Source organism: Micromonospora sp. WMMD729 (genome assembly GCF_049315225.1).
In the GTDB taxonomy this organism is placed as follows: Bacteria; Actinomycetota; Actinomycetes; order Mycobacteriales; family Micromonosporaceae; genus Micromonospora.
Genome location: NZ_CP186059.1, coordinates 5,644,557 through 5,668,911, shown reverse-complemented (window position 1 = coordinate 5,668,911; position 24,355 = coordinate 5,644,557). Strand labels below are relative to the sequence as shown.

General features: G+C 71.6%; 20 protein-coding genes. 12 read left to right on the top strand and 8 right to left on the bottom strand.

The window, feature by feature from the left end:
- Positions 1–40 precede the first annotated feature (40 nt).
- From ACN263_RS25950 to ACN263_RS25940, 3 genes are all read right to left on the bottom strand, one after another.
- Positions 41–1,132: a sugar ABC transporter substrate-binding protein gene (locus tag ACN263_RS25950; protein ID WP_422736908.1), complete on the bottom strand. Its 1,092-nt coding sequence runs from the start codon at positions 1,130–1,132 to the stop codon at positions 41–43.
- A gap of 177 nt (positions 1,133–1,309) precedes the next feature.
- Positions 1,310–1,789: a Cys-tRNA(Pro) deacylase gene (gene ybaK, locus ACN263_RS25945; protein WP_422736907.1), complete on the bottom strand. Its 480-nt coding sequence runs from the start codon at positions 1,787–1,789 to the stop codon at positions 1,310–1,312.
- A gap of 10 nt (positions 1,790–1,799) precedes the next feature.
- The gene (locus ACN263_RS25940) at positions 1,800–2,981 is read right to left on the bottom strand and encodes a THUMP-like domain-containing protein (protein ID WP_422736906.1); all 1,182 of its coding nucleotides are present in this window, start codon (positions 2,979–2,981) and stop codon (positions 1,800–1,802) included.
- Between the two features lie 258 nt (positions 2,982–3,239).
- Here ACN263_RS25940 and groES point away from each other — a divergent pair, with 258 nt between their 5' ends.
- The 3 genes from groES to ACN263_RS25925 all read left to right on the top strand — a co-directional run bounded on the left by groES (position 3,240) and on the right by ACN263_RS25925 (position 7,077).
- A complete protein-coding gene (gene groES, locus ACN263_RS25935; RefSeq protein WP_030330046.1) occupies positions 3,240–3,554 on the top strand; it encodes a co-chaperone GroES in 315 nt (104 codons plus the stop codon).
- A gap of 70 nt (positions 3,555–3,624) precedes the next feature.
- On the top strand, positions 3,625–5,268 hold the full coding sequence (gene groL, locus ACN263_RS25930) for a chaperonin GroEL (RefSeq protein ID WP_422736905.1): 1,644 nt from the start codon (positions 3,625–3,627) through the stop codon (positions 5,266–5,268).
- A 126-nt stretch (positions 5,269–5,394) separates the two neighbouring features.
- Positions 5,395–7,077 (top strand): molybdopterin-dependent oxidoreductase, encoded by a 1,683-nt coding sequence (locus ACN263_RS25925; RefSeq protein WP_422736904.1) that lies wholly within the window; start codon positions 5,395–5,397, stop codon positions 7,075–7,077.
- A gap of 197 nt (positions 7,078–7,274) precedes the next feature.
- Here ACN263_RS25925 and ACN263_RS25920 read toward each other — a convergent pair whose 3' ends face one another.
- Positions 7,275–7,658 carry a WhiB family transcriptional regulator gene (locus tag ACN263_RS25920; protein WP_355050692.1) on the bottom strand — a complete coding sequence of 128 codons (384 nt, stop codon included), beginning with the start codon at positions 7,656–7,658 and terminating at the stop codon, positions 7,275–7,277.
- A gap of 256 nt (positions 7,659–7,914) precedes the next feature.
- Between ACN263_RS25920 and ACN263_RS25915 the strand changes: the two genes are divergently transcribed.
- A complete protein-coding gene (locus tag ACN263_RS25915) occupies positions 7,915–8,733 on the top strand; it encodes a response regulator transcription factor (protein WP_422736903.1) in 819 nt (272 codons plus the stop codon).
- A 135-nt stretch (positions 8,734–8,868) separates the two neighbouring features.
- On the opposite strand, the gene ACN263_RS25910 is transcribed toward ACN263_RS25915, so the two are convergent.
- Positions 8,869–9,285, bottom strand: coding sequence for a DUF5319 domain-containing protein (locus tag ACN263_RS25910; protein WP_422736902.1), 417 nt, complete (start codon positions 9,283–9,285; stop codon positions 8,869–8,871).
- 186 nt (positions 9,286–9,471) lie between these two features.
- On the opposite strand from ACN263_RS25910, the gene guaB reads away from it, so the two are divergent.
- Positions 9,472–11,034: an IMP dehydrogenase gene (gene guaB / locus ACN263_RS25905; protein WP_422736901.1), complete on the top strand. Its 1,563-nt coding sequence runs from the start codon at positions 9,472–9,474 to the stop codon at positions 11,032–11,034.
- Between the two features lie 27 nt (positions 11,035–11,061).
- Positions 11,062–12,180: a GuaB3 family IMP dehydrogenase-related protein gene (locus tag ACN263_RS25900; protein ID WP_421473148.1), complete on the top strand. Its 1,119-nt coding sequence runs from the start codon at positions 11,062–11,064 to the stop codon at positions 12,178–12,180.
- A 56-nt stretch (positions 12,181–12,236) separates the two neighbouring features.
- Here ACN263_RS25900 and ACN263_RS25895 read toward each other — a convergent pair whose 3' ends face one another.
- The gene (locus ACN263_RS25895; protein WP_422736900.1) at positions 12,237–13,358 is read right to left on the bottom strand and encodes a sugar phosphate isomerase/epimerase family protein; all 1,122 of its coding nucleotides are present in this window, start codon (positions 13,356–13,358) and stop codon (positions 12,237–12,239) included.
- A gap of 303 nt (positions 13,359–13,661) precedes the next feature.
- Here ACN263_RS25895 and ACN263_RS25890 point away from each other — a divergent pair, with 303 nt between their 5' ends.
- Together ACN263_RS25890 and ACN263_RS25885 are read left to right on the top strand one after the other, a co-directional pair.
- Positions 13,662–15,083, top strand: coding sequence for a M1 family metallopeptidase (locus tag ACN263_RS25890; protein ID WP_422736899.1), 1,422 nt, complete (start codon positions 13,662–13,664; stop codon positions 15,081–15,083).
- Positions 15,084–15,190: 107 nt separating this feature from the next.
- Positions 15,191–16,651 (top strand): M1 family metallopeptidase, encoded by a 1,461-nt coding sequence (locus ACN263_RS25885; RefSeq protein ID WP_422740829.1) that lies wholly within the window; start codon positions 15,191–15,193, stop codon positions 16,649–16,651.
- A 103-nt stretch (positions 16,652–16,754) separates the two neighbouring features.
- On the opposite strand, the gene ACN263_RS25880 is transcribed toward ACN263_RS25885, so the two are convergent.
- The gene (locus tag ACN263_RS25880; RefSeq protein WP_422736898.1) at positions 16,755–17,858 is read right to left on the bottom strand and encodes an LCP family protein; all 1,104 of its coding nucleotides are present in this window, start codon (positions 17,856–17,858) and stop codon (positions 16,755–16,757) included.
- A gap of 161 nt (positions 17,859–18,019) precedes the next feature.
- Here ACN263_RS25880 and ACN263_RS25875 point away from each other — a divergent pair, with 161 nt between their 5' ends.
- Positions 18,020–19,717 carry an FAD-dependent oxidoreductase gene (locus tag ACN263_RS25875; RefSeq protein WP_422736897.1) on the top strand — a complete coding sequence of 566 codons (1,698 nt, stop codon included), beginning with the start codon at positions 18,020–18,022 and terminating at the stop codon, positions 19,715–19,717.
- A 328-nt stretch (positions 19,718–20,045) separates the two neighbouring features.
- A complete protein-coding gene (gene guaA / locus ACN263_RS25870) occupies positions 20,046–21,602 on the top strand; it encodes a glutamine-hydrolyzing GMP synthase (protein WP_422736896.1) in 1,557 nt (518 codons plus the stop codon).
- Between the two features lie 7 nt (positions 21,603–21,609).
- Here the strand turns inward: guaA and ACN263_RS25865 are convergent, their stop codons facing one another.
- Positions 21,610–21,948, bottom strand: coding sequence for a PspC domain-containing protein (locus ACN263_RS25865; RefSeq protein WP_422736895.1), 339 nt, complete (start codon positions 21,946–21,948; stop codon positions 21,610–21,612).
- A 143-nt stretch (positions 21,949–22,091) separates the two neighbouring features.
- Here ACN263_RS25865 and ACN263_RS25860 point away from each other — a divergent pair, with 143 nt between their 5' ends.
- Together ACN263_RS25860 and ACN263_RS25855 are read left to right on the top strand one after the other, a co-directional pair.
- Positions 22,092–23,042 carry an NUDIX hydrolase gene (locus ACN263_RS25860; protein ID WP_422736894.1) on the top strand — a complete coding sequence of 317 codons (951 nt, stop codon included), beginning with the start codon at positions 22,092–22,094 and terminating at the stop codon, positions 23,040–23,042.
- 155 nt (positions 23,043–23,197) lie between these two features.
- The gene (locus ACN263_RS25855) at positions 23,198–24,079 is read left to right on the top strand and encodes an NUDIX hydrolase (RefSeq protein WP_422736893.1); all 882 of its coding nucleotides are present in this window, start codon (positions 23,198–23,200) and stop codon (positions 24,077–24,079) included.
- Positions 24,080–24,355: the final 276 nt, after the last annotated feature.

The window sequence follows — 24,355 nt, the reverse complement described above, 5'->3', positions numbered from 1 at the left end:
CGGGCGGCGGTGGTCGTCCCGGCGGGTACTGCGGCGTCGGTCAGCTGATGCCGGCGTCGGCGCAGGCCTTCGCGTACGCCGCGGTGCAGACCTCTTCCTTGGTCACGTAGCCGTCGGCGATGACGTCCTTGACGTTGTCCTTGTAGATGGCCTTCGGGGTGAGCAGCACCGACGGGACGTCGCGGTTGCCCTCCGGGTCCTTGACCGTCTGGCCGGTGTCCTTCCGCTCGCCCTTGGCGAGCGCGATGGCCAGGTCGGACGCGGCCTTCGCCTCTTCGCGGACGGCCTTGTAGACGGTCATGCACTGGTCACCGGCGAGGATGTTCTGCAGGCCCTCGGTGCTGGCGTCCTGGCCGGTCACCGGCACCTTGCCGTTGAGCTTGTTCTTCTTGAGGATCGAGATGGCGGCGTTGCCGAGGCCGTCGTTCGCGGCGAGCACACCGTCGATCTTGCCGTTGGCCTTGGTGAGCTGCTGCTCGAAGATCGTCGCGGCCTGGGCGTTGTCCCACGCCGGTACGGCGTCCTCGGGGCCCTTGACGTACTCCTTGGAGTCGAACTTCGGCTTGAGCACCGAGTCGTAGCCGGCCTTGAACAAGGTGGCGTTGTTGTCGGTGGGGGAGCCGTTCAGGTACGACACGACCGGGTTCTTGGCGCCCTTCTCGGTCAGGCACTTCGACAGGCCCTCACCCTGGAGCTTGCCGACGACCTCGTTGTCGAAGCTGACGTAGTACTGGGCGGAGCCGCCCAGGGTGAGCCGGTCGTAGTCGATGGTCGCGACGCCCTGCGACTTGGCCTTGTCGAGCACGGCCTTGCCAGTGCCGGAGTCCAGGTTGACGATCATCAGAACGGTGACGCCGCTGGTGATCATCTGGTCCGCGATGGTCTGGAAGGCGGTCTTGTCGTTCTGGGCGTTCTGGATGACGGACTGGACGCCGGCGGCCTTGAACGCCTCATCCAGGAAGCGACGGTCCGCGGTCTCCCAGCGGACGGACGACTTGCTGTCCGGGAGGATCACGCCGATCTTCGGGGTCTTGGCGGAGCTGCCGGAGCCGGAGTCGTCGTCGCCGCACGCGGTCAAACCGCCGGTCGCGAGCAGGCCCACGGCGGCGATGGTGAGGATCCCCTTACGCATGTGCAGGGTCCTTTCGGAGGTGGGGGAGGTGTTGTTTTGTTGTGTCCGGCAACGTATTCCGCGTCACACCAGCACCACAAGACCGCGCAGGTCCCAAGTTTGTTGGAAGCGATAACAATTCAGCAACGCAACTGTTACTAGCCGAACATCCCACGAAAAGGGCGATGTAACGACAGGTCAGCGGGCCTGCAACGGCGCGGTACGGGCCTCGGTGAGCGCCACCAGGTCCGCTGCCGTCAGTTCGAGTTGCAGCCCGCGCCGACCGGCGGAGACGTAGATCGTGGGCAGGTCCAGCGCGGAGTCGTCGAGCACGGTGGGCAGCCGTCGACGCTGCCCGAGCGGGCTGATCCCACCCCGCACGTAGCCGGTGGCCCGCTCGGCGACCGTCCGCTCGGCGAGCGCCGCCCGCTTGCCGCCGACCGCCGCCGCGAGCGCCTTCAGGTCCAGCTCGCCGGTCACCGGTACGACCGCCACGGTGAGGACGCCATCCACCTCGGTCACCAGCGATTTGAAGACCCGCTCCGGCGCCACGCCGAGCGCCGCCGCCACCAGGGCGCCGTAGTTCGGCGCGTCCGGTGCGACCCGGTACGGGTGGGTACGGTGCGCGATCCCGCGCTTGACCAGTAGTGCCGTTGCCGGAGTGCCCTGTCCCGCCACGCCCCCGAACCTAGACCACGGGCCGGCCGATCAGCACGGTCGGCGCTCCGGCCACCCGGGTCAGCACCAGGCTCGCCGCCTGGTCCCCGGCCAGGCGTAGGTCCCGCCGCAACTGCTCCGGCGTCAACGCCGAACCCCGCTTGAGGATCTCCACCCGGCCCACCCGACGCTCGCGCAGCAACGCCCGCAGGCGCTTGAGCGAGAACGGCAGCACGTCGGTGATCTCCAGGCAGCGCGCGTACGGGGTGCGGGTCGGGTGGTCGGCGTAGAGGTACGCGATGCTCGGGTCGGCCAGGGTGGCATCCAGCTCCGTGGCCAGCTCGGCGACGAGGTGCGCGCGGACCACCGCCGGGTCCGGGTCGTACAGGTAGCGGCGCGGGGGCCCGACCGGCGCCTCGGTGTCCCCCGAGCCGGTGAGCTGGTGGATCTCCGGCCGGTACACGCTGGCGCGGCGGGGCACCTCGGCCAGCTCGCCGCACCAGAGCGCGGCCTCGACCAGGTCGCCGTCCACGGAGACCCACTCCGCCTCCGCGCCGGCCGGGATGAGCGCGTGGTCCAGGCCCGGGGCCACCTTCACCACCGTGCGCGGCACCCGCTCGGCCAGGCCGGTCACGAAGTCCCAGGGCGGCGAGTAGGCACGCGGGTCGAAGATCCGTCGGCCGGTGCCGGTGGCCCGCCGGGCCGGGTCGCAGAAGACGGCGTCCACCCGGGAGACGTCGAACGCGGTCGCGTCGCCGCACTCGACCGTGAACAGGTCGGCCAGCCCGGCGGCGGCCGCGTTGGCGGCGGCCATCGCCGCGGTCACCGGGTCGGCCTCCACCCCGTACACCCGGATGCCGGCACGGGCGGCGGCCAGCGCGTCCGCGCCGAGGCCGCACCCGAGATCGGCCAGGGTGCGCACGCCGGCCGCGCGCAGCCGGGCGGCCCGCCGGTCGGCGACCACCCGGCGGGTCGCCTGTTCCAGGCCGGGTCGGGTGAGGAACATCCCGGCGGCGGCCGGGCCGAACTTGCCCACCGCCCGGTGCCGCAGCTCGGCCTGGGTGAGGGCCGCCGCCGCCAGCGTCGGGGGCACCCCGGCCGCGCGTAGCGCCGACGCCGCGGCCAGTGGATCGCCGCCGGCCAGCTCGGCGGCCGCGGTGAGGGCGGCCGACCCCTCGGGGGTACGCAGTGCCGCCAACTGATCGAGATCCACCGGCCCATTCTCCCGGCCGAGGGGAAAATCCCGCTGGCGGGGCGCGACGCGCTGGCACTCTCCTTGACGGAGTGCTAGCCACGGAATAACCTGCGATTAGCACTCTCACCCTGAGGGTGCCAGCTTCCGGGTCTCGCGACCCGGGTGCGCACGCCAGGCGGACCGGCACCCGCGACGACGGCCCCGCCCGGTGGCATGAGGCAGATTGACGCTGGTCAGCCCCGCTGGCCGGCAACGAAACCAGTACCCCAGGAGGGTATGCCCGTGACTACCGCGACCAAGGTTGCGATCAAGCCGCTCGAGGACCGCATCGTGGTCCAGGCGAACGAGGCTGAGACCACCACGGCGTCGGGCATCGTGATCCCCGACACCGCCAAGGAGAAGCCGCAGGAGGGCACCGTCCTCGCTGTCGGTCCGGGGCGCGTCGACGACAACGGCAACCGGGTCCCGGTTGACGTGCAGGTCGGCGACACCGTCCTCTACTCGAAGTACGGCGGCACCGAGGTCAAGTACGCCGGCGAGGAGTACCTGGTGCTCTCCGCCCGCGACGTCCTCGCGGTCATCGAGAAGTAAGCAACCGATCAGTGTCGCTGCCCCGGTCCGGCTCGCCGGGCCGGGGCAGCGGCGCTTCGAAGGGACATTCATGGCGAAGATCCTCAGCTTCTCGGACGACGCCCGACACCTGCTGGAGCACGGTGTCAACGCCCTCGCTGACGCGGTCAAGGTCACCCTCGGGCCGCGCGGGCGCAACGTCGTCCTGGACAAGAAGTTCGGTGCGCCGACGATCACCAACGATGGCGTGACCATCGCGAAGGAGATCGAGCTCACCAACCCCTACGAGAACCTCGGCGCGCAGCTGGTCAAGGAGGTGGCGACCAAGACCAACGACGTCGCCGGCGACGGGACCACCACCGCGACCGTGCTGGCGCAGGCGATGGTCCGCGAGGGCCTGCGCAACGTGACCGCCGGAACCAACCCGGCCGGCCTCAAGCGGGGCATCGACGCGGCGGCCGCCAAGGTCTCCGAGGCGCTGCTCGGCCGGGCCGTCGAGGTCGCCGGCAAGGAGTCGATCGCGAACGTGGCGACGATCTCCGCGCAGGACGCCACCATCGGCGAGCTGATCGCCGAGGCGATGGAGCGGGTCGGCCGCGACGGTGTCATCACCGTCGAGGAGGGCTCGATGCTCACCACCGAGCTGGAGGTGACCGAGGGTCTCCAGTTCGACAAGGGCTTCATCTCGCCGAACTTCGTCACCGACCTGGAGAGCCAGGAGTCCGTCCTGGAGGACGCGTACATCCTGGTCACCACCCAGAAGATCTCGGCGATCGAGGAGCTGCTGCCGCTGCTGGAGAAGGTCCTGCAGAACAGCAAGCCCCTGCTGATCATCGCCGAGGACGTGGACGGTCAGGCGCTCTCCACCCTGGTGGTCAACTCGCTGCGCAAGACCCTCAAGGTCTGCGCGGTCAAGGCCCCGGGCTTCGGTGACCGGCGCAAGGCCATGCTCCAGGACATCGCGATCTCCACCGGCGCCGAGCTGGTCGCGCCGGAGCTGGGCTACAAGCTCGACCAGGTCGGCCTGGAGGTGCTCGGCACCGCCCGGCGCGTCGTGGTCGACAAGGAGAACACCACGATCGTCGACGGCGGCGGCCAGAAGGCCGAGGTCGACGACCGGGTTGCCCAGATCCGCAAGGAGATCGAGGCCTCCGACTCCGACTGGGACCGGGAGAAGCTGGCCGAGCGGCTGGCGAAGCTCTCCGGCGGCATCGCCGTGATCAAGGCGGGTGCGGCGACCGAGGTCGAGATGAAGGAGCGCAAGCACCGCATCGAGGACGCCATCGCGGCGACCAAGGCCGCGGTCGAGGAGGGCACCGTGCCCGGCGGCGGCGCCGCCCTGGTGCAGATCCTCCCGGTGCTCGACGACGACCTGGGCTTCACCGGCGACGAGAAGGTCGGCGTCTCGATCGTGCGCAAGGCGCTGGTCGAGCCGCTGCGCTGGATCGCGCAGAACGCCGGCCACGACGGCTACGTGGTGACCCAGAAGGTCGCCGGCATGTCGTGGGGCAGCGGTCTCGACGCGGCCACCGGCGAGTACGGCGACCTGGTCAAGTCCGGCATCATCGACCCGGTGAAGGTGACCCGCAACGCCGTCACCAACGCCGCGTCGATCGCCGGCCTGCTGCTCACCACGGAGAGCCTCGTGGTGGACAAGCCGGAGCAGCCCGAGCCGGCCGCCGCCGGTGGTGGGCACGGCCACGGCCACGGCCACCAGCACGGCCCGGGTTTCTGACCCGGTAGCGACACCGTTCAAGGGGCACACCGCCGTACGGCGGTGTGCCCCGGTTTCGTCTGGGCGATCATTACCAACCGCTGACGTCGTTGGCGACCGGCCGAGATGATCGCGCACACTGGGCCGATGAGCACCACGTCACGGCGGTACGCCGCGTTGGCCGGAGTCACCGCCGCCGCCGTCGCGATCGGCAGCGCGGAGCCGGTGGCGGTGCTGACCGGACCCCGGTCGGCACCGTTGGTCGCGGTCGGTGGGGTGGTCGTGGACGCCGTTCCCGAGCCGCTCAAGCAGTTCGCCATCGACGTTTTCGGGACCGCCGACAAGATTGCCCTGTTGACCGGAACGGCCCTGCTGCTGGCCGGGTTCGCCGCCCTGCTCGGCATGCTGGCGGTCCGCTGGCTGGCCGTGGGCCAGGCCGGTATCGCGGCGTTCGGCGTGGTCGGTGTGGCCGCCGCTCTGACCCGCCCTGGCGCGGACGTCTTCGACGCGCTGCCGTCGCTGGTCGGCGGCGCGCTCGGCGCCCTGGTGCTCTGGCTGTTCATCGCCGGCCCGTTCGAGCTGGACCCCTGGCCCTGGGACTCACCCGCGCCGCTGTCGCCGGCCGCTCCTGGCTCGCCGGCCGGGCCTGGTGGCTCGCCGGCCGGTGCTGATCGCTCCTCGGCCGGACCGGTCGGGTCGCCGGTGTCGCCGGCCGGGCCGCCGGTCCCGGTGACACCGGCCGCGCCGGTCGAGGGGGTCGACCCGGAGTCGCGCCGGCGGTTCCTCACCGGCACCGGAGTGCTGCTCGGTACGGCGGCCGTGGCCGGTCTCGGCGGGCGTTGGCTGGCCGGCCGGCGGGGCGTCTCGGCCGCCCGGGACGCGATCCGGCTGCCCGCGCCGGCCGTACCCGCACCGGCCGTGCCGGCGGGCGCGGACCTGTCCCTGGCCCAGCTCGCGCCGTACGTCACCCCGAACTCCGGGTTCTACCGGATCGACACCGCCCTGGTGGTGCCGCAGGTGAACCCGGACACCTGGCGGCTGCGCATCCACGGCCGGGTGGGCACCGAGCGCACCTACAGCTACGCGGATCTCCTGGCCCGACCGTTGGTCGAGCGGTACGTCACGCTGGCCTGTGTCTCCAACGAGGTCGGCGGGGACCTGATCGGCAACGCGCGCTGGCTCGGCGTACCGCTGCGGGAACTGCTGGACGAGGTCCAGCCGGACGAGGACGCCGACCAGGTCGTCGGCCGGTCGGTCGACGGCTGGACCTGTGGCACCCCCACCGCCGCGCTACGCGACGGGCGGGACGCGCTGCTGGCGATCGGCATGAACGGTGAGCCGCTGCCGGTCCAGCACGGCTTCCCGGTCCGGATGGTGGTGCCCGGTCTCTACGGCTACGTGTCGGCCTGCAAGTGGCTGACCGAGCTGGAACTGACCCGCTTCGCCGACTTCGACGCGTACTGGGTGCCGCGCGGGTGGTCCGCCCAGGGGCCGATCAAGACCCAGTCGCGGATCGACGCGCCACGGCGGCGCAACCGGCTGACCGTGGGTCCGGTGACGGTGGCCGGCGTGGCCTGGGCGCAGCACCGGGGGATCAGCCGGGTCGAGGTACGCGTCGACGACGGCCCCTGGCAGGAGGCGGAGGTGGCCCCGACGGTGTCGGTGGACACCTGGGTCCAGTGGTCCTGGCGCTGGGACGCCACGCCGGGCGAGCACCGGCTCCAGGTCCGGGCGACGGACGCGACCGGCGAGACCCAGACCGAGCGCACCCAGAGCGTCGCCCCGGACGGCGCCACCGGCTACCACACGGTCCCGGTGAACGTCCGCTAACCACCCCACCCACCCCGCCCACCCCCCGGCTCAGCCCCGGTGATCATGAAGTTATTGCCCGCGACACGCCGTGCGCGTGGCAATAACTTCATGATCACCGAGGTGGGGTGGGGTCGGACCGGGGGTGGGTGGGTACGGCTGAACCGCGCTCCCGCTGGGCGGGAGCGCGGTTCGTGATGTCGGGGTGGTGTGTCGGGTCAGGCCACGTTGCGCTGGGCCGGGACCGTCGACTTGTGCGGGCGGCCCAGGCGGGCCTCCAGACGGGCCACGTCGACCCGGATCTGCCGGCGGTCCGCCAGGTCCTCCCAGCCGACGGCGAGCAGGCGCAGCCGCTCCGACTCGCTGAAGCCGCCCCACACGCCGTACGGCTCGCGGACCGACAGCGCGTGCGCGGCGCACTCGGCGCGGACCGGGCAGGCGCGGCAGACCGACTTGGCCTGGGACTCCCGCCGCAGCCGCGACGACCCGCGCTCTCCGTCCGGGTGGAAGAACTGCGCGCTGTCCCGGCCTCGGCAGGCACCGAGCCGCTGCCAGTCCCAGAGGTCGACGATGGGTCCGGGCAGTCTACGTACGTTCGACATCAGCACCCCTCCTCCCGCGCGGCACCGCGAGAATGCTTGTGGCCGGCTTCCGGGCGGCGGGCCGCGCAGGCGCACCGTTCCCGGCCTGGACCCCCCGGTACCCGGGTCGTTGCCGGCTCACACGTCTGTGATCCAAAACGCCTGGCAACTTGCGGCTTTTGCCCCATCTGTCGGAAAAGTTCAGATGATTGCCGGGAACCTCCTCCCCAGCCGACGCCGTCATGGTCTGCTCGTGTGCGGAGAGGAGACCATCACAGTGCGTACCGTTCTTGTGTGCGTTCGGACACCGCTCGCGGCTCAGCACCTCACTTCTGCTGCCGCACGGCTGGGTTTGTCCGCGATCGTTCGTACCGCCGTCTCCGACCCCGAGGTGATGCTGCGACTCGCCGAACGACCGGCCGACGTGGTTCTGGCCGACACGGCCCTGACACGGCCGGACAGCGCGGGCTTCGTCCGCCGGGTGCTGGCCCGCGCGCCGCAGGCCGCGGTCGTGCTGCTCGGCGCCGAGGAGTCCGAGGCGGCGGCCGCCACCATCAGCGCCGGCGCGCGTGGGTTGATCCAGAACGCCGACCACGACCTCACCAGCGCGGTCGCCAAGGCGCTGCTCCTGCTGACCGCGCCCGGCCGGGCCTCCCGGCAGCGGGTCACCGACCCGGCGCGGGACGCGGCGGCGGTCGGCGGCTCGGGCCGCTCCGCGCCGTCGGTACGCGGCGCCACCGAGCCCGGCTGGACCGCCGCGACCGGCGACGGCCCGGCGGGCGTGGCATCGGTACCGGTGCAGCGGGGCGACGACGAGGTCGAGTCGGCGACCGACGGGACCGCCACCGGGCAGTCCGACACCGTCCGGCCCGGTTCGGGTACCCGTGCCGGCCGGTCCTCGATCGGGCTCACCGAACGGGAACTCCAGGTGCTGCTGGGCATGGCCGAGGGCAAGAGCAACGCGGAGATCGGCCGGGAACTGTTCGTCTCGGAGGACACCGTCAAGACACACGCGCGCCGGCTGTTCCGCAAGCTCGGTGCCCGGGACCGCGCCCACGCGGTCGCCGCCGGCTTCCGAGCCGGCCTGGTCTCCTGAACGCCCGAGCCGCACCCCGCCCTTGATCGTGCTCGAACCCGGAAGTAGTGGTCTCCCCGCGCGGCGAGGCCACTACTTCCCTGTTCCTGCACGATCTTGAGCGAGCGGTCCGGAGGCGCCCCGGACGGCGCGACGTCAGTCGGCGGTGGCGGTGCCCGGTTCGTCCTCGGTGCCCTCGGTCAGGGTGTCGTGCACCCCGTCGGCGTAGCCACGGGCGTAGTCCCAGGTCACATAGTGGTCCGGATCCGGGTCGTACGCCGGCTCGTGCACCCGGGGCCGCCCCGAGTTGAGCAGGTGCCGCAGGTTGCCCCGTAGCAGGTCCCAGTCGAAGTAGTGCGGTTCCCGGCAGTCCTCGCACTCGATGACCAGCCCGCGCACCCCGATGGGGGCCAGCAGGGCCTGGTAGATCTCCAGGTCGGCGAGGTCCTCCAGCACGTCCTGCCGCTCGACGTCGGTCAGCGGATCCGACGTCGCGTCGTCGCCCGGATCGTCCAGCCCGGCGGTCGGGTCGGCCGGGTCGCCGTTGAACGGGTCGATGGGCTCGTCGTGCACCCCCTCACCGTAGACCCAACGCGGCGCGGCCGTCCGCCCCCGGGCACCGCGCCGAGGCAGCCGCCGCCGATCCAGCTCGCGCAGGTCACTGGGTACGATGGGACGACGTGCCGGCACCGTGGCGTGTTCCGGTGCCCGCCCGCGCCACCTCGCTGAAGCCCATTCGAGCAGCTCAGGGGAGCAATCGTGGAAAATTCGCCCAGCACTGATCTTCCGGCCGGCGGCGAGCACGCCGACCTGGGCGGCCACCTGCCCGAGCTGCCCGCGGGCTCGGCCCGGGTCGTTCCGCTCGGCCTCACCTTCGATGACGTGCTGCTCCAGCCGGGCGAGTCGGACGTCGTGCCCAGCCGGGTCAACACCCGGACGAAGCTCACCCGCAACGTCGAACTGACCGTTCCGCTGCTGTCCAGCGCCATGGACACGGTCACCGAGGCGCGGATGGCGATCGCCATGGCCCGCCAGGGTGGCATCGGCGTGCTGCACCGCAACCTCTCCCTCGAGGACCAGGCGCTCCAGGTCGACCTGGTGAAGCGCTCCGAGTCCGGCATGATCACCAACCCGGTGACCGCCAGCCCGGACGACACGCTGCGCGAGGTGGACGAGCTGTGCGGGCGGTACCGCATCTCGGGCGTCCCGGTGGTGGACGGCAACGGCCAGCTGGTCGGCATCGTCACCAACCGCGACATGCGCTTCGTCTCCGAGCCGGACACCCCGGTCCGCGAGATCATGACCCGGACCCCGCTGGTCACCGCCCAGGTCGGGGTGAGCAAGGACGAGGCGCTCACGCTGCTGCGCCGGCACAAGGTCGAGAAGCTGCCGATCGTGGACGACTCCGGCCGGCTGCGCGGGCTGATCACCGTGAAGGACTTCACCAAGAGCGAGCAGTACCCGAACGCCACCAAGGACGACGCGGGCCGGCTGCGGGTGGCCGCCGCCGTCGGGGTCGGCGAGGACGCGTACAAGCGGGCCCGCACGCTCGTCGACGCGGGCGTCGACGTGCTGATCGTGGACACGGCGCACGGGCACCAGCGGGCCGTGCTGGACATGGTCCGCCGGCTCAAGAAGGACGTCACGATCGACATCGTGGGCGGCAACGTGGCCACGTACGCCGGTGCGAAGGCGCTGGTCGACGCCGGTGCCGACGGCATCAAGGTGGGTGTCGGCCCGGGCGCGATCTGCACGACCCGGATCGTCGCCGGTGTCGGCGTCCCGCAGATCACCGCGATCATGGAAGCGGCCCGGGCCGCCCGCCCGGCCGGCGTGCCGGTGATCGGCGACGGTGGCATCCAGTACTCGGGCGACATCGCCAAGGCCCTGGTCGCCGGCGCCGACACCGTGATGCTCGGCAGCCTGCTGGCCGGCTGCGAGGAGAGCCCCGGCGAGCTGATCTTCATCAACGGCAAGCAGTACAAGGCGTACCGCGGGATGGGCTCGCTCGGCGCGATGCAGTCCCGGGGGCAGGCCAAGTCGTACTCCAAGGACCGGTACTTCCAGCAGGACGTGCTCGCCGAGGACAAGTTGGTCCCCGAGGGCGTCGAGGGCCAGGTGCCCTACCGGGGCCCGCTGTCCGCGGTCGCCCACCAGCTCATCGGCGGACTGCGGGCCGCCATGGGGTACGTCGGCGCGGAGAGCATCCCCGAGCTGCACCGGCGTGGCCAGCTGATCCGGATCACCGCGGCCGGGCTCAAGGAGAGCCACCCGCACGACATCCAGATGACCGTCGAGGCGCCGAACTACCACTCCCGCTGACCATCCCCCAACAATCTGGAGTCCCCCATGCGTGACGTGGTCGAGATCGGGCTGGGCAAGACCGCGCAGCGCGGCTACCACCTGGACGACATCGCCATCGTGCCGAGCCGCCGGACCCGGGACGTCGACGACGTCTCGACCGCGTGGCAGCTCGACGCGTACCCGTTCGGCATCCCCTGCGTCGGGCACCCCTCGGACGCCACGATGAGCCCGTCGTCGGCGGTCCGGCTCGGCCAGCTCGGCGGTCTCGGCGTGCTCAACGTCGAAGGGCTGTGGACCCGCTACGAGAACCCGACGAAGGTGCTGGACGAGCTGGCCGGCCTCGACGAGGACGCCCGTGCCACCAAGCGGCTCCAGGAGGTGTACGCGGAGCCGATCCGTCCCGACCTGATCGCCGAGCGGGTGCGCGAGCTGCGTGCCGGCGGCGGCACGGTGGCGGTGCGGGTCTCCCCGCAGCACACGCTCGCGCTGGCGCCGGTGATCCTGGACGCCGGGGTGGACATCCTGGTCATCCAGGGCACCATCGTCTCGGCCGAGCACGTGTCGACGACCGACGAGCCGCTGAACCTCAAGGAGTTCATCGCCGACCTCGACCTGCCGGTGATCGTGGGCGGCTGCACCGACTACAAGACGGCGCTGCACCTGATGCGGACCGGCGCGGCCGGCGTCATCGTGGGCATCGGCGGCGACGAGTGGTCGACGACCGAGTCGGTGCTGGGCATCCGGGTGCCGATGGCCACCGCCATCGCGGACGCTGCCGCGGCCCGCCGGGACTACCTCGACGAGACCGGTGGCCGGTACGTGCACCTGATCGCCGACGGCGACATCCAGACCTCCGGTGACATCGCGAAGGCCCTCGGCTGCGGCGCGGACGCGGTGATGCTCGGCGAGCCGCTGTCGCTCTGCGACGAGGCGCCGGCCGGTGGCGCGTGGTGGCACTCGGCGGCCAGCCACCCGTCGCTGCCCCGGGGTGCCTTCGAGGTGTCCGGTGAGCCGCTCGGCTCGATGGAGCAGTTGCTCTTCGGTCCGGCGGACGAGGCGGACGGCCAGCTCAACCTGTTCGGCGGGCTGCGCCGGGCGATGGCCAAGTGCGGCTACCGCGACCTCAAGGAGTTCCAGAAGGTCGGTCTGGTCCTCGACCGCTGACGCTCATCCCGTACGCGAGAAAGGCCGGCCCGCGACGTCGCGGGCCGGCCTTCGCGCTACTTCTTCAGGTAGATGGTCAGGTCGGACATGTTGCGGTAGCTGAGCGCCGCGAAGTCCAGTGACTGGCCCCGGTTCGTGGTGCCGCCGGGGGCGGTGTCCATCTCCCAGTTGGCGTGGTGGAAGTCCCGCTCGCCGATGGTCTGGAAGAACTGCTGGAAGTTGATGTCGCCCTCGCCGAGCGGGACCATCTGGTGGCCGTTGGGCACGCTGGTGTCCCGGTCGCCGTCCTTGGCGTGGAAGAGCGGGAACCGGTTGGTCCGGTCCGCCACGTTGAGGATCGGGTCGAACAGGTCGGTCTGCTCCCGACCGGTCGGGTCGACGTACCTCTGGTGCTTGTACCGGGCCACGTAACCCCAGTAGATGTCGAACTCGAAGAAGACGTACCGGGGATCGGTCCGGCCGAAGAAGTACTCCAGCCGCCGGATGCCCGACGAGCGGGTGGGCCGGCCCTGCGCGTCCAGCGGCCCGGAGTCGAGCAGGAAGCTGTACGCGACGTCATGGTTGTGCGTGTAGAGCCGCATGCCGCGGGCGTGCGCCTGCCGGCCGAGTTCGTTCCAGGTGTCGGCGGCGGCGTCCCAGTCGGCCCGGTACGCGCTGTTGGTCGGGTCGCTTCCGGTGCCGATGTTCTTCATGCCAAGTTCCTCGGCGATGTCCAGCTGCTGCTGGAAGGTGGCCGCCTGGATCGAGGCGTGCGTGCCGTTGGCGACGAGGCCGTTGTCATCGAGAATCTTGCGGATCTCGCGGGGGGTGATCTGCCGGCCGAGGATCTCCGTGCTCTGGGTGTAGCCGGCGAACTCGATCTCCTTGTAACCGATCTCGGCGAGACGGGCGAGGACGCGCTCGAAGCCGTACGGCACGCCGCTGTCGTCGGGCGCGGCGGTGATCCGGTCCCGGACGCTGTAGAGGATGATGCCGCGGTTCTTCGCCGGGATCAGCGGTTCGACCCGCAGCTTGCTCCTGCCCTTGTCCTTCGGGTGGGCGAGCGCGGGGGTTCCGGTGGCGAGGACCGGCAGGCCGGCGGCGCCGAGCGCGGCGGCGGCGCCGGCCGAGGCGGCGAGCAGGGAGCGGCGGCTGAGCCGGCCGGCGGGGGAGGCGTGGGGGGCGGTGTTTTCTGGCATCGTTCCACCTTTCGCGACGGCGGTTGCCGTCGGTGACGATCAGCAGAGGTGCGACGAGGGGTCGGATCGCGGGCGCCGCCGAGCGCCTGTTCGGCATTCCCGGCGAGGCCAGGGACGGTGATGTTCCGAACGCGTTACATCTTGGGGTCAGACACTAACGTCGGTCGAAGCCGAAAGAAAGCATCGATTCTCTCGAACTTTTGCTTGTATCAACGAAAGTTACTGATGATCGTCAATACCGGCGTCCGGCCCGACGTCGCTGGCTACGCTCGTGACCGGGAGTCGGCAACGGGGGAGTCGTGCATGGTCCGGAGCGGACGGAGACCGTACCGCCATCGGCTGACCGCCGCGGTGGCGGCACTGAGCTGCGCCGTAGCGCTGGCCACGGCCGGCTGCACGGGCGACGACGACGGCTTCCGGCCCGGTGCGGCGGACGCCGGTGACCCGTACGTGCCGGGGCGCGGCAACGGCGGCTACGACGTCACGCACTACGGGCTGGACGTCCGCTACGACCCGAAGACCGACCGGCTCACCGGTCGGGCCACCATCACGGCGACCGCCACCCAGGACCTGTCCCGGTTCAACCTGGACCTGGTCGGCCTCACCGTCGACGAGGTCACCGTCGCCGACCGGCGCGCCGGGCACCGCCGCGACGACGGTGAACTGGTCATCACCCCGCACGACGGGCTCGCCCGCGGCCGGTCGTTCACGGTGACCGTCGACTACGCGGGCGTGCCCACCCCCGTCGACGACGGCGCGTTGGGCAGCGGCGGTTTCCTGCACACCGCCGACGGGGCCATCGCGCTCGGCCAACCCGACTCGGCGGCCACCTGGTTCCCGGTCAACGACCACCCGTCCGACAAGGCCGGCTACGACATCGCGGTGACCGTCCCGGACGGACTGTCCGCGCTGAGCAACGGGGTGCCCGGCCCGCGCAGCAGCGCCGACGGCTGGGCGACCTGGCGCTGGTCCGAGCGCACCCCGATGGCCAGCTACCTGAGCACCCTGGTGATCGGGAACTACCGGGTGGTCACCGGCACCCACGCCGGACGGCCGATCGTCACCGCGGTCGCCGCGAGCCTGCCGGAGACCGGTGGCGCGGCCGGTTCGGTGGCTCGCACCGGCGAGATCGTCGACTTCCTGGCCAGCCGTTTCGGCCCGTACCCCTTCGACTCGTACGGCGGGATCGTGGTCGCCGACGAGCGGATCGGGTACGCGTTGGAGACGCAGTCCCGACCGGTCTACGGGCCCGCCTTCTTCACCGGGGACCGCCCCAACCCGGGCGTGGTGGCGCACGAGCTGGCCCACCAGTGGTTCGGCGACAGCGTGTCCCTGCGCCGGTGGAGCGACATCTGGCTCAACGAGGGCTTCGCCAGCTACGCCGAGTGGCTGTGGGAGGAGCACGACGGCGGCCGGACCGCGCAGCGCAACTTCGAGCTGCAGTACGCGTCGACCGACTGGTCACAGCCGTCGGTCGAGCCGGGCCGGGAGGAGATGTTCGGCACCGCCGTCTACAAACGCGGCGCGCTCGCCGTGCACGCGCTGCGCCGGACGGTCGGCGACGACACCTTCTTCCGCATCCTGCGCACCTGGACGTCCGAGCGTGCCACCGCGAACGCCACCACCGCCGACTTCGTGGCGCTGGCCGAACGGGTGGCCGGCCGACCGTTGCGGCCCCTGCTCGACGCCTGGCTGGTCGGCGGAGCCGCCCCGAACCTGCCGTGACGACGCCGTGATCATCGGTCGATAGGCTGCCGCCTGCGATCGGGCAGGAGCGCCGGTCGCGCGAGGTGGCCATGCCATCCGCACGGGGCGTACGGGGAGGTTTCGTGATGCGGGGTACGCGGCACAGACTGCGGGCGGGCGTCGGTCTACTGGTGACCGGGGCGCTTGTGGTGTCCGGGTGCGACTCGTCCACACCGGAGGCGGCGGCACCGTCGCCGAGCGCGTCCCCGACCCCGTCGCGGGCCTTCACGGCCGGCGCCGCCGGCGTCGGCGACACGTACTTCCCCAGCTACGGCAACGGCGGGTACGACGTCGGGAAGTACACCGTCAAGGTGCGGTACGACCCGGCGAAGGACCGGCTGACCGGTACGACCACCGTGCAGGCCACCGCGACGGCGGACCTGTCGTCCTTCAACCTCGACCTGGCCGGCCTGACCGTCAAGACGGTCACCGTGGACGCCGCGCCGGCCACCCACACCCGGAACAAGAACGAGCTGGTGATCACGCCGGCGGCCGGCCTCATCACCGGCAACGGGTTCGTGGTGGAGATCGCGTACGAGGGGGTGCCGAAGCCGCTGAAGAACGAGCTGCTCGGCGAGGGCGGGTTCCTGCACACCGCCGACGGCGCGATCGCGCTGGGCCAGCCCGAGTCGGCGAGCACCTGGTTCCCGGTCAACGACCACCCGTCGGACAAGGCCGCGTACGACTTCGAGATCACCGTCCCGCAGGGGCTGACCGCCGTCAGCAACGGGGTGCCGGGCGGCAGCACCACCGCGGACGGCTGGACCACCTGGAAGTGGTCGGAGAAGTCGCCGATGGCCAGCTACCTGAGCAACGTGGTGATCGGCAAGTTCCGGATCACCACGGGCCAGCACAAGGGGAAGCCGGTCTACAGCGCGGTCACCACAAAGGTGGCCAAGGGCGCCTCCGACGCGTCGATCGCGCAGACCGTCAAGGTGGCCGACTACCTGGAGACCGTCTTCGGGCCGTACCCGTTCGACGCGTACGGCGGGGTGGTGGTCTCGGACAGCCGGATCGGGTACGCGCTGGAGACGCAGAGCCGCCCGGTCTACTCGGCCGGTTTCTTCAAGCGGGGCGAGAACACCGAGGTGGTCGCCCACGAGCTGGCCCACCAGTGGTTCGGCGACAGCGTGGCGCTGGCCAGGTGGGAGGACATCTGGCTGAACGAGGGCTTCGCGACGTACGCGGAGTGGCTCTGGGCGGAGCACACCAAGGAGTACACCGCCAAGCAGGCGTTCGACATCCGGTACCAGCGGGTGCCTGCCACGGTGTGGAAGACCCCGCCGGGCAAGCCGGGTGTGAAGGACCTGTTCAGCGAGTCGGTCTACCAGCGCGGCGGGATGACCCTGCACGCGTTGCGGGTGGCCGTCGGCGACAAGGCGTTCTTCGAGATCGTCAAGGCGTGGGCGGCGGAGAAGCGCAACGGCACCGCCACCACCGCCGAGTTCGTGGCCCTCGCCGAGCGGATCTCCGGCAAGCAGCTCGACGCCCTCTTCGACGCGTGGCTGTACGGCACCAAGAAGCCCGCCCAGCCCAAGAAGCTCTGACCCCCACTCCCCGCGATCTTGCACTTTCTGCGCCGGCAAAAGGGGCGAGTGCGGCCCAATCGGCAACCGAAAGTGCAAGATCGCGGGGGTTCAGGGGGCGGGGTCAGTTCTTGACCACCAGGTTGGGGTGGGTTTTCAGGTACGCGTCGGCGCGACCGGCGCGGAGTTCGGTGATGAACTTCCGGCCCTCGCTGGTGAGCTGTTCACCCCGGTAGGCGCTGCCCTTGCCGACGCCCGAGCCGGGCAGGCCGACCAGGGTGAACTGGTTCTCCGGCACCCCGCTGAGGGCGTACGCCAGGTCGACGATGCGGTTGCCGCCGACGTACACCAGGGTGTTGCCCAGGGCGGCGACCACCTGGTCGACGCGCTCGGGCTGCCGGGCCAGGCCCTCGTCGAGGATCTTGCGGGTCAGGGCCTTGATCAGCTGCTGCTGGTGACGCTGGCGGGCGTAGTCACCGCCGGTGATGTAGCGCTGCCGGGCATAGTCCAGCGCCTGCCAGCCGTTGAGGTGCTGCTCGCCCTTCTCGTAGACCTTCTGCGGTCCGGTGTAGCCACCGGGCGCGCTGTCCCGGTACTTGCCGTCCGGCTTGCGGTGCAGGGACGCGACCCGCTGGTCGACGTAGATGTCGACCCCACCGAGCGCGTTCACCAGCTTGTCGAACCCGCCGAAGGTGAGCACCGCGCCCGCGTCGATCCGCAGCCCGGTGTAGCCGCTCACCGTGCTGCGCAGCAGCTCGTACCCCTGGGCCGTGCTCGGCTGCTTGGGCTTGCCCGGCACCCGGCTGCCGAAGCTCATCGCGTGGGTGAGCTTGGTCTTGCCGCCCTTGTAGCCGGCCTTGGGGAACGGCGGGATGTCCACCAGCAGGTCGCGGGGGAGGGAGAAGAGGTACGCCCGGCCCAGGCCCTTCGGTACGTGCAGCACCAGAACGGCGTCGGAGTGCGGCTCCCAGCCCGGCACGCTGACCCGGGTGTCCACGCCGACCAGCAGCAGCGTCAGCGGGCCGGTGATGTTCGCGCCCGGCGGTGGTCCGGTCGGACTCGGACTCGGCGTGGCGGCCGCTGACGGGCTCGGCGAGCCGGCCACCGGGGTACCGGCGGGCGTGTCGTCGCCGCTCAGCCGCGTGATCACCGCTGTTCCGCCCACGATCAGCGCGACGACGGCGAATGCCGCCAGCCCGAGCAGCAGCCAGCGTCGGCGCGGCTCCATCGACCCCAGAATCATCCTGTGCTTCCCTCCACCCGTATCCGGAACAACGCTCCGACGGGTGCTCCGGGTTGCGGCCGGGAGGCGCCGGGTCGGTCGGCCGGTGCATGATCGCGCGAAAACGGGCCCTGGCGCGAGCGCTACTGGCGAGTAATGATGCGTCCATGCGGTACGACGTGGTCGTCATCGGGTCCGGCTTCGGCGGCGGCGTCACCGCGCTCCGGCTGGCCGAGAAGGGCTATTCCGTCGGTGTCGTCGAGGCCGGTCGACGCTTCGCCGACGACGAGTTCCCGCAGACGTCGTGGCGTCTGCGCCGCTTCCTCTGGGCACCGAAGCTGGGCTGCTACGGCATCCAGCGGCTCACCCTGCTCCGCTCGGCCACCGGCAGGTCCGGCGGCGGCGTGCTGGTGCTCTCCGGGGCGGGCGTGGGCGGCGGGTCGCTGGTCTACGCGAACACGCTCTACGAACCGCTTGACGCCTTCTACACCGATCCGCAGTGGCGCGACGTCACCGACTGGCGCGACGAGCTGGCCCGCCACTACGACCAGGCGAAACGGATGCTCGGCGTCACCACGTACCCCATCCAGACGGGCGCGGACCGCGCCATGCGGGCGGTGGCCGACCGGATGGGGGCGGGCCACACCTTCCACGCCACCCCGGTCGGCGTGCACATCGGCCGACCCGGTGAACGCGTCGCCGACCCCTACTTCGGTGGCGTCGGCCCGGAGCGCACCGGCTGCCTGCACTGCGGCTCGTGCATGACCGGCTGCCGGCACGGTGCCAAGAACACCCTGGCCAAGAACTACCTCTGGCTCGCCGAGCGGCTGGGCGCCACCGTGCACCCGCTGACCACGGTGACGGCCGTCCGGCCGGCCGCCGGCGGCGGGTACGAGGTGCACACCGAACGAACCGGGGCGTGGTTGCGCCGGCGGCGGCAGGTGATCCACGCGGACCAGGTGGTCTTCGCGGCCGGCGCGCTCGGCACCCAGCGGCTGCTGCACGAGATGAAGGCCACCGGGGCGCTGCCCCGCCTCTCCGACCAGCTGGGCGCGCTGACCCGGACCAACTCCGAGGCGATCCTCGGCGCGTCGATCCCCCGGCAACGGGCCCGGCAGCAGCGGACCGACTTCACCGAGGGGGTCGCGATCACCAGCTCGTTCCACCCCGATCCGCAGACCCACATCGAGCCGGTCCGCTACGGCCGCGGCTCCAACGCCATGGGTCTGCTCCAGTCGCTGCTTGTCGACGGCGGACCGCACCGGGTCCGGCGTTGGCTGGGCAGCATCATCCGGCAGCCGGTCCTGGCCGCCCGGATGCTGACCGTGCGCGGCTGGTCGGAGCGGACCGTCATCGCCCTGGTGATGCAGTCGGTGGACAACTCGTTGACCACCCGTTGGCGGCGCGGGCCGTGGGGCCGCCGCCTGGTCGCCGGGCCGGGTCACGGCACCCCGAGCCCGACCTGGATCCCGGCCGGCAACACCGCCACCCGACTGCTCGCCGAGGAGATCGGCGGTACGCCCGGCGGCTCGCTCACCGAACCGTTCGACATCCCGGTCACCGCGCACATCCTGGGCGGGGCGGTCATCGGCGCGACCCCGGCCGACGGCGTGGTCGACCCCTGGCACCGGGTGTACGGCCATCCGGGGCTGCACGTCGTCGACGGCGCGGCCGTGTCGGCGAACCTGGGCGTGAACCCGTCGCTGACGATCACCGCGCAGGCGGAACGCGCGATGTCCTTCTGGCCCAACAAGGGCGAAGAAGACCCCCGACCCCCGCTGGGCGCCCCGTACCGACGACTGCCGCCGGTCCCCCCACACACCCCGGCAGTCCCCGCAAACGCCCCCGCCGCCCTACACCCCTGACCCCCCCGCCACCGCCCCCGCCCCCGCCCCCCGCCCCTGACCGCTGCCCCCGCCCGACTCCCTCGTCGATCATGGAGTTGTGGTGCACCGCAAAAGGCGCACTTCACCTCTATCCGCCCACCACGGCTCCATGATCGACCCGGGCTGACTTCATGGCTCGCGCGATCTTGCGGTTTGTGTTGCTGTTTCGGGGTGATTTGTGACTTTCGCCGGGACAGTAAGTGCAAGATCGCGGGGGGAGGGACGGGAGGGGGCGGGGAGGGTGGGGGTGGGGGTGGGGGTGAGGCGGTGCTGGGGGTGGGGGTGACACTCGGTAGGCTTTGTGCACATGAGCCTGCCTCGCCCCGTCCTCGTGGTGGACTTCGGAGCCCAGTACGCCCAGCTCATCGCGCGCCGGGTCCGGGAGGCGAAGGTCTACTCCGAGATCGTGCCGCACTCCATGCCGGTCGCCGAGATGCTGGCGAAGAACCCGGCCGCGATCATCCTCTCCGGCGGTCCTTCCAGCGTGTACGCGCCGGGTGCCCCGCAGGTCGACGCCGGCCTGTTCACGGCCGACGTGCCGGTCTTCGGCATCTGCTACGGCTTCCAGGCGATGGCCCAGGCGCTCGGCGGCACGGTGGCCCACACCGGCAACCGCGAGTACGGCGGCACCCCGCTGCGTCCGCGCCTCACCGAGCCGGGCGTGCTGCTCCGCGACCTGCCGGCGGACCTGCCGGTGTGGATGAGTCACGGCGACTGCGTCACCGAGGCCCCCGAGGGCTTCACGGTGACCGCCGAGTCGGCGGGCGCGCCCGTGGCGGCCTTCGAGGACGTCGCCGGTCGCCGGGCCGGCGTGCAGTTCCACCCGGAGGTCGGGCACACCGCGCACGGTCAGGAGATGCTGACCCGCTTCCTCTACGACATCGCCGGCATCGAGCCGACCTGGACGCCCGAGAACATCATCGACGAGCAGGTCGCCCGCATCCGGGCGCAGGTCGGCGACAAGGAGGTCATCTGCGGCCTCTCCGGCGGGGTGGACTCGGCGGTCGCCGCCGCGCTGGTGCACCGGGCGGTCGGCGACCAGCTCACCTGCGTCTTCGTCGACCACGGCCTGCTGCGCGCCGGCGAGGCCGAGCAGGTCGAGAAGGACTACGTCGCGGCCACCGGCATCAAGCTCAAGGTGGTCGACGCGGCGGACCGGTTCCTCGGCGCGCTCGCCGGGGTGACCGACCCCGAGCAGAAGCGCAAGATCATCGGCCGGGAGTTCATCCGGGTCTTCGAGGCCGCCGCCCGTGAGATCGCCTCGCACGGTGACGTGGAGTTCCTCGTCCAGGGCACCCTCTACCCGGACGTGGTCGAATCCGGTGGCGGCACCGGCACCGCCAACATCAAGAGTCACCACAACGTCGGCGGCCTGCCGGAGGACCTGAAGTTCGCGCTCGTCGAGCCGCTGCGCACGCTCTTCAAGGACGAGGTCCGGGCGCTCGGCCTCCAGCTCGGCCTGCCCGAGGCGATGGTCTGGCGGCACCCGTTCCCCGGCCCCGGTCTGGCCATCCGGATCATCGGCGCCGTCGACCGGGAGCGCCTCGACCTGCTGCGCCAGGCCGACCTGATCGCCCGCGAGGAGCTGACCGCCGCCGGCCTGGACCGGGGCGTCTGGCAGTTCCCGGTGGTGCTGCTCGCCGATGTGCGCAGCGTCGGGGTGCAGGGTGACGGGCGCAGCTACGGGCATCCCGTGGTGCTGCGCCCGGTCTCCAGCGAGGACGCGATGACCGCCGACTGGTCCCGGCTGCCCTACGAGGTCATCGCCCGGATCTCCACCCGGATCACCAACGAGGTCGCCGAGGTGAACCGGGTGGTGCTGGACGTGACCAGCAAGCCGCCGGGCACCATCGAGTGGGAGTGAGCCGGCCTCACGCGGCCGGCGGGGTCGTCGGCGGGTAGGGCGGCGTCGGGGCGTACCCCGGCTGTGGACCGCCGGGCGCGGACCCGGCGGTCGGCGCGACGCCCGCCGGGTGCGGCCAGGCGGGCGCGCCGGTGGGCTCCTCGGGCATCAGGAACCACATGATCGGGTACGCGAGCAGCGCGAGCCCGCCGGTGAGCAGTCCGGTGACCGCGAAGGCCACCCGGACCAGTGTGGGGTCGACGTCGAAGTAGCGGCCGAGGCCACTGGCGACCCCCGCCACCATGCGGTCGGTGGTGGGTCGCCGGAGCTGCTTGTACGGGGCCTGGGGAGCGGCGGTAGGTGCCATGTCTCCACGGTCCGCGCCGACGACCGGCCTGCCCTCGGTGACCGCCCGGATCCCTACCCTGATCGATCCCTGAGCGCGAGCGAGGAGTCAGGAATCCGACTCTTTTCCGTTCCGGTAACGCGGTCCGGGGAGAATTTGGTTCCGTGACCACCATGCTGGAGCCGCTTCGCAGGATCGCGGCATACGCAGTTTGTGCTGATTCAGACGGCCGAGTGTTGCTGGTCCGCGCATCGGAGCGCTCCGGCACACCCGGCACCTGGTCCCTGCCCGGCGGGGCGGTCGACCACGGCGAGGACCCCAACCACACGGTGGTCCGCGAGACCGCCGCCGAGACGGGCCTCTCGGTCGCCGTCTCGGGCCTGGCCGACGTGCTGGCCGACATGCGGGCACTGCCCGAGCGCGGCATCACGATCCACACCGATCGCCTGATCTACCGGGTGGCGGTGCGCGGCGGCACCCTGGCCGACCGCACCGGCGAGCGCCCCACCGACCTGGCCCGGTGGTACACGCTGGACGAGGCGCGGCAGTTGCCACTGCGCTCCTTCACCGCCCGCACCCTCGGCCTCCCCGCCTCCTCGGCCGACGTGGTGCCCGAGGAGGCCCCCGAGTTCCCCTCCTTCTACGCGGTCCCCGGCCCGGACGGGCTGCACCGCGCGCAGCGCTTCGCGGCGTACGCGGTGTGCACCGACCCGGCCGGTCGGGTGCTGCTCACCCGCATCTCCGACGGCTACCCGGGTGCCGGCTGCTGGCACCTGCCCGGCGGCGGCACCGACTACGGCGAGCAGCCCGGCGCGGCGCTCATCCGGGAACTGGTCGAGGAGACCGGTCAGGCCGGCCGCCTCGTCGAGTTGCTCGGTGTGGCGAGCCACCGCGACGCCGCCTCGCTCGGTCCGGAGGGTTACCCGATCGACTGGCACGGCGTACGCGCCTTCTACCGGGTCGTGGTCGACCAGCCCAACCCGCTGATCATCGGCGACGTCGGCGGCTCCACCTGCGAGGCGCGCTGGTTCGCCCGCGAAGAACTGGGCGCCCTCCCCACCGACCGCCTGACCGAGGTAACCGCCGAAGCAGTCCAAGCCGCCCGCCTCACCTAACCCCCCCCGCGTCCCCCCCCGGCGTCCCCCCCGCGTCGCGGTGATCATGAAGTTATTGTCAGGACACGCCGAGATGGACGGCGATAACTTCATGATCACCGGGTCGGTGGCGGGGGACGGGGGAGTGGGACGTGGGGGATCTGGGGGTTGGTGGGGTGGTTTTGGTGCGGCGGGTGGCTGCTTATGGTCTTCTCGGCGACTTGGGGCGGTTTCTGGTTGTTCGGGGCGACGGTGAGCGGGCCTGGTCGCTGCCGGGCGGGGTTGTGGCGCACGCCGAGCATCCGGAGCGGGCCGTGCTGCGCGCGTTGGCCGCGCAGACCGGGTTGACCGCGTCCGTGCAGCGGTTGCGGGCGGTCGTCGCGGACGTGAGCGGTGACACGGGCGGCGTCTCGGTGCACACCGACCGGTTGCTGTTCGATCTGGCCGGACGGGACGGTGTGCCGGAGGTCACCGACGGTGGCATCGAAACCCGCTGGGTCGGTCCCGAGGCGGCGAGCGAGCTGCCGTTGACGCCGTTCAGCGCCGAACTGCTCGGTCTGCCCGCCGTCCCGCTGCCGGCCGACGCGTACCCGACCGCCCCGCCCCCGCCGTCGCATCCGGACCGCCGGCTGCGCTTCGGGGCGTACGGGCTGGTCACCGATCCGGCCGGACGGATCCTGCTGACCCAGATCGCCGACGGCTACCCGGGGGCCGGCAAGTGGCACCTGCCCGGCGGCGGCACCGACCACGGTGAGCAGCCGACCACCGGGCTGCTCCGGGAACTGGTGGAGGAGGGCGGTCAGGTGGGCCGCGTGGTGGAGTTGCTCGGCGTGGACAACCTGCACAACCCGGCCGCGCTCGGCCCGGAGGGCCGGCCGCTGGACTGGCACGGCGTCCGGGTGGTCTACCGGGTGCTGGTGGACGCACCCACCGACGCCGTGGTCACCGAGTCCGCCGGCGGCTCGACCGCGCGGGCGGGCTGGTTCACCGCCGCCGAGACCGCTGACCTGCCGCTGACCGGTATCGCTGCCTCGGCAATCGGACAGCTGGGCGGATAGCACTCGGCTCGGCGAGCCGATTTGGCTACCCTCCGGTAGAGTCGGGGATGGGAATGGTGGAGGAAACGGGCGATGAAGCCCGGGATGGGAATTAGAAGGCGGTTCGCGCGGTTTACACCAGATAAGTACCGCCGGCAGCTATCGCCAAGCCCCGTTCCCCTGTGCGATGGTGTACTCCGCCAAAACGGCTGCCGGGCCACGCAAGGTCCGGCACGAGACAGCCGGACACCCGCCCCCCGAGGGCGGCAAGCCGATCCGGTGATGGAGGAAACGTGC

Bases quoted from the DNA above. Each gene is read 5' to 3' on its own strand.
- ACN263_RS25950 (WP_422736908.1), bottom strand. From the start codon at position 1,132: ATGCGTAAGGGGATCCTCACCATCGCCGCCGTGGGCCTGCTCGCGACC.
- ACN263_RS25920 (WP_355050692.1), bottom strand. From the start codon at position 7,658: ATGTCGAACGTACGTAGACTGCCCGGACCCATCGTCGACCTCTGGGAC.
- ACN263_RS25925 (WP_422736904.1), top strand. From the start codon at position 5,395: ATGAGCACCACGTCACGGCGGTACGCCGCGTTGGCCGGAGTCACCGCC.
- guaA (WP_422736896.1), top strand. From the start codon at position 20,046: ATGAGCCTGCCTCGCCCCGTCCTCGTGGTGGACTTCGGAGCCCAGTAC.
- ACN263_RS25865 (WP_422736895.1), bottom strand. From the start codon at position 21,948: ATGGCACCTACCGCCGCTCCCCAGGCCCCGTACAAGCAGCTCCGGCGA.
- groL (WP_422736905.1), top strand. From the start codon at position 3,625: ATGGCGAAGATCCTCAGCTTCTCGGACGACGCCCGACACCTGCTGGAG.
- groES (WP_030330046.1), top strand. From the start codon at position 3,240: ATGCCCGTGACTACCGCGACCAAGGTTGCGATCAAGCCGCTCGAGGAC.
- ACN263_RS25895 (WP_422736900.1), bottom strand. From the start codon at position 13,358: ATGCCAGAAAACACCGCCCCCCACGCCTCCCCCGCCGGCCGGCTCAGC.
- ACN263_RS25885 (WP_422740829.1), top strand. From the start codon at position 15,191: ATGCGGGGTACGCGGCACAGACTGCGGGCGGGCGTCGGTCTACTGGTG.
- ACN263_RS25880 (WP_422736898.1), bottom strand. From the start codon at position 17,858: ATGGAGCCGCGCCGACGCTGGCTGCTGCTCGGGCTGGCGGCATTCGCC.
- ACN263_RS25875 (WP_422736897.1), top strand. From the start codon at position 18,020: ATGCGGTACGACGTGGTCGTCATCGGGTCCGGCTTCGGCGGCGGCGTC.
- ACN263_RS25900 (WP_421473148.1), top strand. From the start codon at position 11,062: ATGCGTGACGTGGTCGAGATCGGGCTGGGCAAGACCGCGCAGCGCGGC.
- ACN263_RS25890 (WP_422736899.1), top strand. From the start codon at position 13,662: ATGGTCCGGAGCGGACGGAGACCGTACCGCCATCGGCTGACCGCCGCG.